The following is a 7880-nucleotide window of genomic DNA, read 5'->3' on the forward strand; positions in this document are numbered from 1 at the left end:
AGCGACGAGTTCGGCCTCCGGGGGCGTCCCGCTTGCGGCGGGCACGATGCCCGGCACCCGGCGCAGGTACTCCCCGGTGTGGCTCGTGGGGTGCGCGGCGACCTGCTCGGGGGTCCCGGTCGCCACGACCGTCCCGCCCCGCACGCCGCCTTCGGGCCCCAGGTCGATGATGTGGTCGGCGCACTTCATCACATCGAGATTATGCTCGATCACGACCAGGGTGTTGCCGCCCTCGGCCAGCCGGTCGAGCACGCCCATCAGCTTGCGCACGTCCTCGAAGTGCAGCCCGGTCGTGGGCTCGTCGAGGATGTAGATCGTCTTGCCCGTCGCCCGCTTGCTGAGTTCGGTCGCCAGCTTGATGCGCTGCGCCTCGCCGCCCGAGAGCGTGGTCGACGGCTGCCCGATCTTCATATAGCCCAGCCCCACGTCGCACAGCACGCTCATCTTGCGCTCGATGGGGGGAATCGCCTCGAAGAACTTCTGGGCGTCCTCCACCGTCAGGTCCAGCACCTCGGAAATGGTCTTGCCGTTGTACTTGACCTCCAGCGTCTCGCGGTTGTACCGCGCCCCCTTGCACACCTCGCAGGGCACGTAGATGTCGGGCAGGAAGTTCATCTCGATCTTCATCACGCCGTCGCCCTTGCAGTGCTCGCAGCGCCCGCCCTTCACGTTGAAGGAAAAGCGCCCCGAGGCGTATCCGCGCCGCCGCGCTTCCGGGGTCCGGGTGAACAGGTCGCGGATCTCGGTGAAGACGCCCGTGTAGGTCGCCGGGTTGGAGCGCGGCGTGCGGCCGATGGGGCTCTGGTCGATCTCGATCACCTTGTCGAGGTGCTCCATGCCCTCGATGCGCTCGTAGCGGCCCGGATTGGTCTTGGCCCGGTTCAGCTCGCGGGCGAGCGTGGCGTGCAGGATGTCGTGAATCAGGGTGGACTTGCCCGACCCGCTCGGCCCGGTCACGACGGTCATGGTGCCCAGCGGGATCTCGGCGGTCACGTTCTGCAGGTTGTGTTCGCGGGCACCGACGACCCGCAGCTTGCGCCCGTTGCCCCGGCGCCGGGTTTCGGGCACCTCGATCTTCAGCTCGCCGCGCAGGTACTGCCCGGTCAGGCTGGCGGGGTTGTCCCGCACCTCGCCCGGCGTGCCGACCGCCACGATCTCGCCGCCGTGGACCCCGGCGCCCGGCCCCATGTCCACCAGGTAGTCGGCCTCCAGCATGGTGTCCTCGTCGTGCTCGACGACGATCAAGGTGTTGCCCAGGTCGCGCAGGTTCTTGAGGGTGCCGATCAGCCGCCCGTTGTCCTTGGGGTGCAGGCCGATGGAGGGTTCGTCCAGCACGTACAGCACGCCGGTCAGGCCCGAGCCCACCTGGGTCGCCAGCCGGATGCGCTGCGCCTCGCCGCCCGAGAGCGTGTTGGCGGTGCGGTCGAGGCTGAGGTAGTCCAGCCCCACGTCCACCAGAAAGCGCAGCCGGGTGCGGATCGCCCGCAGGATGGGAGCCGCCACCGCCGTCCCGAACTCGCCCAGCCCGTACTCGTAGCGCCGGGGGGCGTGTGCCCGCGCCGTGCCGCCGAGATGCCCGCCCAGATGCGGGGCGATGGCGTCGTGGTCGAGCCCGCCGTCTTGCAGGCGCCCGAAGTAGGCGTCGGCCTCCAGCACGCTCATCCCGCTCGACTGCGAGATGTTCAGGCCCCCCACCCGCACGGCCAGAATCTCAGGCTTGTAGCGGGTGCCCCCGCAGGTCGGGCAGGGCCGCATCTCCATCAGTTCCTCGAGCTTCTCGCGCATGTACTCCGACTCGGTGTCGGCGTAGCGCCGCTCCAGGTTGGTCATGACCCCCTCGAACTCGGTCATGAAGCGCATCGTCTCCTTGCCGCCCCGGCGGTACACCACCTCGAACGGCTCGCCGGGGCCGTAGAGGATCGCCTTTCTGGCCGCGTCCGGCAGGTCGCGCCACGGCGTCTTGAGGTCGAACTCCAGATGCTCGGAGAGTGCCTTGAGCTTGTCCCAGTAATAGACGCCGCCGCCCGTGCCCTTCTTGCTCCAGGGGAGGATCGCGCCCCCGGCGATGCTCAGGTTCTCGTCCACCACCAGCTCGGGCGAGAACTCGTTCTTGTGCCCCAGCCCCGCGCAGTCGCCGCACGCGCCGTAGGGGTTGTTGAAGGAAAAGGAGCGCGGTTCGAGTTCTTCGAGCACGCTGCCGTGTTCCGGGCAGGCGAACTGCTCGGAGTACAGTTCCTCGTGGGGCGTGCCGCCCTCGCCCGCCTCGGGCAGCAGCACGCGCAGCAGGCCCTCGCCCCGCCTCAAACCGAGCTCCACGCTTTCCGCGACGCGGCTGCGGTCGCTCTCGCGCAGGGTCAGGCGGTCGACGACCACGTCCACGTCGTGCTTCTCGAACTTCTCCAGCTTGAGCTTCTCGGCTTCCTCCAGTTCGTACAACGTGCCGTCCACCCGCACCCGCGAGAAGCCCTCGCGCCGCAGGTCGGCCAGCAGCTTGCGGTACTCGCCCTTGCGCCCGCGCACCACCGGGGCCAGCAGGATCGCGCGGGCGTCCGGGAACTGCGAGAGGAGCCGCCCGGTGATCTCGCTGGGCGACTGCTTCTCGATCTTGCGCCCGCAGACCGGGCAGTAGGGCGTGCCCACCCGCGCGTACAGCAGCCGCAGGTAATCGTGAATCTCGGTGACGGTGCCCACCGTCGAGCGGGGATTGTGGCTGGTCGTCTTCTGGTCGATGGAGATGGCCGGGGACAGCCCCTCGATGCCGTCCACATCGGGCTTTTCCATCAGCCCGAGAAATTGCCGGGCGTAGGCCGAGAGGCTCTCGACATAGCGGCGCTGGCCCTCGGCATAGATGGTGTCGAAGGCCAGGGTGCTCTTGCCGCTGCCCGACACCCCTGTGATGACCACGAACTTGTCGCGCGGCAGCTCCACCGTGACGTTCTTGAGGTTGTGTTCGCGTGCGCCGCGCACCACCAGATTCTGGTTCTGCAAGCCGGAAACTCCTTTGGGGCGGCGGCGCCGTGGTACAGGCCCGCGCCGCCGGGGGATTCTGCCTGATGCGTAAGGACGGGTCTGTCCTTCGCTCTGAAACGGGCCATTGTAGCACCTGGTCCGGGGACGGGACAGGGCGCAGGGACGGGCCTCCCGGACAGGCAAACGGGGCCAGCAAACCGGGCCAGCAAACCGGGCCAGCAAACCGGGCCGCTCCAGTAGGAAGCGGCCCGGCCGGGAGAGGGGGGGGAGGGTCAGCGGGTGCTGGGCACCTTGACCTGGCCCTTGATGATGCGCTGCTTGATCGCCTCGACGCGGGCGATCTGGGTGCTGGGGATCAGGGCGCGGTTGTACTGGTCGACCGCGTACCCGACGCCGTTTTCCTTGAGCCCGAAGCGGCGCTCGCCACCCCGGAAGCGGTCGTTCTTCACATCGTTGATCAGCGCGTACACGGCGTTGTCCACGCGCTTGAGCATCGAGGTCAGGCCGTGGTTCATGGTCGCGGCGTTGCCGTCAAAGTCCCCGAGGCGGTTCTGGTTGGAGTCCACGCCGATAAAGAACATCGGGCGGGTGTTGCCCGCGCAGGCCCGGGTGTAGGCGGCGCTCTTGCGGACCTTGGAGAAGTTGTTGGTATTGAACTTCACGCCGGAGGGCAGGTTGGCCGCCTTGAGGCACTGGGTCTGCTTGATGTAGTCGATGACGCCGTTGCCGCTGCCGCCCGCCGCCGCGAAGATGATGTCCGCGCCGCGCGAGCGCATGGAGGCCGCGATCTCCTTGGCCCGGCCAGGGTTGTTCCAGGCGTCGGGGGTGGTGCCCACGTACTGGGCGATCACGCGGGCCCTGGGGTTGGCGGCGAGCACGCCCGCCTTGTACCCGGCCTCGAACTTGTGAATCAGGGGGATGTCCATGCCGCCGACAAAGCCCACCACGCCCGTGCTGGAGTTCAGCGCGGCGAGGTAGCCCACGAGGTAGCTGCCCTCCTGCTCGGCGAACACCATGCTGGCGACGTTCTTCTGGGGAGACACGTCGTCGACCAGCCCGAAGAACAGGTCGGGGTTCTCCTTGGCGACCTGGGTGATCGAGGCGTTGTTCGCGAAGCCCACGCCGATCGTCAGGTCAAAGCCCTGGTTGGCGAAGTTGCGAATGCCCTGAATGGTCTGGCTGGGGTCGCTGGGCTCGAAGTCGTTGAGGCGAATCCCCAGGTTCTTCTGGGCCCGCACGCCGCCCTCGTAGGCGGACTGGTTGAAGCTCTTGTCGAACTTGCCGCCCGCGTCGTAGGCCATGCCGACGCGCAGGGCGCCCTGGGCCGTGGCGAGGGTGGCGGTCGTGGCGGTAGCCGCCAGAACGAGGGTCAGGACCTGCTTCATAGACACATTCTTCATGGTTCCTCCAGTGGAGTGGAACAGTCGCAGTGCGTGGGGTTCCGTCGCGGCAGGCTCAATCTCTCGGCAAGCACGGTCTGGACCCGGTCCAGAGTATACGAAATCGGCAGGGTGTCTAGACCTGAGGGGAGTCACGTTTGGCCGGGACGGGTGAGCGCGTCTTGAGCGGTCGCCCCGTCTTTCCTTGACCCTTTCTTGAGCGCTGGCCGGGGCGTGGAGCGGTTGCTAGGCTGCCCCCCATGACCGACGCCGCCCCCGGCACCCCCCCCAGCGCCCCCCCCACTCCCCGCCTAGGCACCCGCCCCGCCGGGGCGACCCAGGCCGACTACCTGGCCCTGCGCTCGGAGGTCGAGCGGCACGCCCGCGCCTACCACGAACTCGACAACCCCGAGCTTCCTGACGACGTGTACGACCGCCTGGTCCGCGAGCTGCGCGAGCTGGAGGAAGCCCACCCCGAGTGGGTGGGGGAGAGCACGCCCACCCAGACAGTCGGCGGAACGCCCAGCGCGGCCTTCCGGCCCGTGGACCATCCCACCCCGATGACCAGCCTCGACAACGTCTTTGACGATGGGGAACTGCGCGAGTGGCAGGAGAAGCTGGCGCGGGCGCTGGGGCTGCCGCCCGAATACGACGGCTTTACCTACACCGGCGAACTCAAGATCGACGGCCTGAGCGTGAACCTGTACTACGTCGGCGGCGTGCTGCAGTGGGCCGCCACGCGCGGCAATGGCCGCGTGGGCGAACTCGTCACCGAGCAGGTGCTCACCGTGCCGGGCATCCCGCGCGAGCTGCCGGGCCTGACGGGCGAGCTGGAGGTGCGCGGCGAGGTCTACCTCTCGCGGGCCGACTTCGCTGCCTACAACGCCCGCGCCGAGGAACTGGGGCTGCCGCTGCTGAAAAATCCCCGCAACGGGGCGGCCGGGGCACTGCGGCAGAAGGACCCCGAGGTCACGCGCTCGCGCCGCCTGAAAGCGGTCTTCTACAGCCTCGGCAAGCGGGACGCCCTGACCCTGAAGGGCAGCCCCGTGCGGACCCAGGCCGAGCTGCTCGCGTGGCTGGCCGCCCAGGGCTTTGCCACCAGCCGTCACACCGAGACGGTCACCGGGATCGCCGCCGCTGCCGATTACCACCGCCGCATGACCCAGGACCGCTCGGGCTTCGAGTTCGACGCCGACGGCACCGTCCTCAAGCTTGATTCCCTCGCCACGCAGGAGGAGGCGGGGTTCACCAGCCGCGCTCCCAGGTGGGCCATCGCCTACAAGTTTCCGGTGGAGGAGGTCGAAACCACCCTGGAAGACATCGTGATCAACGTGGGCCGCACCGGGAAACTCGCGCCCCTGGCGCACCTCGCGCCCCGGCTGATCGAGGGCAGCACGGTCAGCCGCGCCACCCTCCACAACGAGGACTACATCCGGGACCTCGACCTGCGGATCGGCGACACCGTGGTCGTCCGCAAGTCGGGCGGCGTGATTCCTCAGATTCTGCGGGTGGTCGTGGACAAGCGGCCGGAGGGTGCGCAGCCCTACGTCTTTCCGACCCACTGCCCCGAGTGCGGGCACGAGGCGGTGCGGGCGGAGGGCGACGCCAACACCTACTGCCCCAATCCCGCCTGCCCCGCGCAGCAGTACGAGCGGCTGCGCCACTTCGTGAGTCGGGGCGCGATGGACGTGCGCGGCCTGGGCGAGAAACTCGTCGAGCAACTGCTCGGGGCCGGGCTGGTGCGGGACGCCGCCGACTTCTACCACCTCACCGCCGAGGGGCTCGCGGCCCTGGAGCGCAGCGGCGAGAAAAAGGCCGCCAACGTGCTGGGGCAACTGGAGGCCAGCAAGACCCGTCCGCTGTGGCGCCTGATTCACGCCCTGGGCATCCCCCACGTGGGCGAGCGCGGAGCCCAGGCGCTGGCCCGCGCCTTTGGCACGCTGGACGCGCTGCTGGCCGCCACCCCGGAGAGCATCGAGGCCGTGCCCGGCATGGGCGGCGTGCTGGCGGGAAGCGTGACCGCCGCCCTCGCCGACGAGACGATGCAGGACCTCTTGCGCCGGTTGCGCGGGGCCGGGGTCGCCCCGGTCGAGGAGTCGGCCCCGCGCGGCGACGCCCTCGCCGGACTCACCTTCGTGCTGACCGGCAGCCTCTCGCGCCCCCGCGAGGCCATCAAGGCCGAGCTGGAGGCGGCGGGCGCCCGCGTTTCCGGCAGCGTCACCGGAAAGACCTCCTACCTCGTCGCGGGCGAGGACGCGGGCAGCAAGCTCGCGCGGGCGCAGGAGCTGGGCGTCGCGGTGCTGGACGAGGCGGGACTGGCGGCGCTGCTGGAGGAGCGGGGCGTGTAGCTCGTGGCGTGTGGCTTGTCGAGGCAGGTGGGCGACGCGCTGAACGTCGCCCACCTCCCTCTTTTCTTCACCCGCCACGGTCCACAGGCCACCAGCCTCCCACCCGCCCCGGCTACACTGTCTCCTGATATGGACGTAGAGATCAGCAAAAGTGTCCTGACGGACATCGCCGCCACGACGCTGGACGGCATCGAGGGCGTGGAGATCGCCGCCGCGCCCCTCAAGGTGGGGGAGGTGCTGCGCCAGCAGGGCAGCCCGCGCCGTCCCCGCGCCCTGCGGGTGACCCGTGAGGGCGGACAGGTCACCGTGGAGGTGGGTCTGAACGTGGAATATGGCCGCAGCCTCGTCGGGCTGGCGCGGCAGGCGCAGGGGGCCGTGTGCGAGAACATCGAACTGATGACGGGGCTGAAGGTCAGGGCCGTCAACGTCAGCGTGCTGGGCGTGACCCTGCCGCGCGAGGGGGCCGCTTGATCCGGCCACCGCTCCGCTGCGGGGAGGCCCGGTGACCCGTCGCCGCGACCGTGCCCAGCCGCCCGTCGGCACCCGCAGGGCCGCCCGCGAGTTCGCCTTCCGGGTGCTGTTCGAGACCGAGCGCGGCGGCGGGGACGGGGCGGGACTGCCTCTCCCCGCCGTCCTGACCCGTGCAGAGGGCGCCATGCGTGAGGGCGACGACACCTTTACCCCGCTGAACGAGGAGGCGCTGGCCTTTGCCCGGCAACTCGTGGAGGGGCTCGACCAGCACCGCGCCGAGGTGGACGACCGCCTGCGCCGCACCATTCGCGGCTGGGACTTCGGGCAGATGGCCCAGACGGACCTCAACGTCTTGCGGCTGGCGACCTTTGAGCTGCTGTACACCGGCGAGCCGCACCCCCCGGTGATCGAGAGTGCCGTCCGCATCGCCCGCAAGTTCGGCGGCGAAGACTCGGGCCGCTTCGTCAACGGGGTGCTGGGGGGCCTCAGCCGCACGCTCTCCGAGCACCGGGGCGCGTGATCCGGTTGCCGTCCAATCCGTGCTCCTATCCCAGGGGCGCTGATGGGGGAACTCCTTTCCCGGCAACCGTTTTGTTTCTTCTCGCCCCGCTCGGGTTGAACAGTTTTGTAACTGTTGGGCCGGAATCCGTATGACCGCGCGGGTCCTGGCCGGAGCGCCCGCCGCCGCCGCGCTGCTCTCGGAGGCGGCGGC

At 69.5% G+C, this 7880-nt stretch carries 5 protein-coding genes; 3 read left to right on the forward strand and 2 right to left on the reverse strand.

Features of this window, described 5'->3' with window-relative positions; all coding sequences use genetic code 11:
- The coding region (gene uvrA, locus QOL99_RS12625; RefSeq protein ID WP_285524302.1) for an excinuclease ABC subunit UvrA at positions 1-2988 on the reverse strand (2988 nt) is incomplete at its 3' end.
- Between the two features lie 254 nt (positions 2989-3242).
- Positions 3243-4355, reverse strand: a complete 1113-nt coding sequence (locus tag QOL99_RS12630) for a BMP family lipoprotein (protein ID WP_285524310.1) — start codon at positions 4353-4355, stop codon at positions 3243-3245.
- Between the two features lie 254 nt (positions 4356-4609).
- Here QOL99_RS12630 and ligA point away from each other — a divergent pair, with 254 nt between their 5' ends.
- The 3 genes from ligA (at position 4610) to nusB (ending at position 7688) form a co-directional block, all read left to right on the forward strand.
- Entirely contained in the window at positions 4610-6697 is a 2088-nt protein-coding gene (gene ligA / locus QOL99_RS12635) for an NAD-dependent DNA ligase LigA (protein ID WP_285524305.1), read from the forward strand.
- 129 nt (positions 6698-6826) lie between these two features.
- Positions 6827-7168 (forward strand): Asp23/Gls24 family envelope stress response protein, encoded by a 342-nt coding sequence (locus QOL99_RS12640; RefSeq protein ID WP_285524306.1) that lies wholly within the window; start codon positions 6827-6829, stop codon positions 7166-7168.
- Positions 7169-7199: 31 nt separating this feature from the next.
- Positions 7200-7688, forward strand: coding sequence for a transcription antitermination factor NusB (gene nusB, locus QOL99_RS12645; protein WP_285524308.1), 489 nt, complete (start codon positions 7200-7202; stop codon positions 7686-7688).
- Positions 7689-7880: the final 192 nt, after the last annotated feature.

This window comes from Deinococcus rhizophilus (assembly GCF_030271215.1).
Classification (GTDB): domain Bacteria; phylum Deinococcota; class Deinococci; order Deinococcales; family Deinococcaceae; genus Deinococcus; species Deinococcus rhizophilus.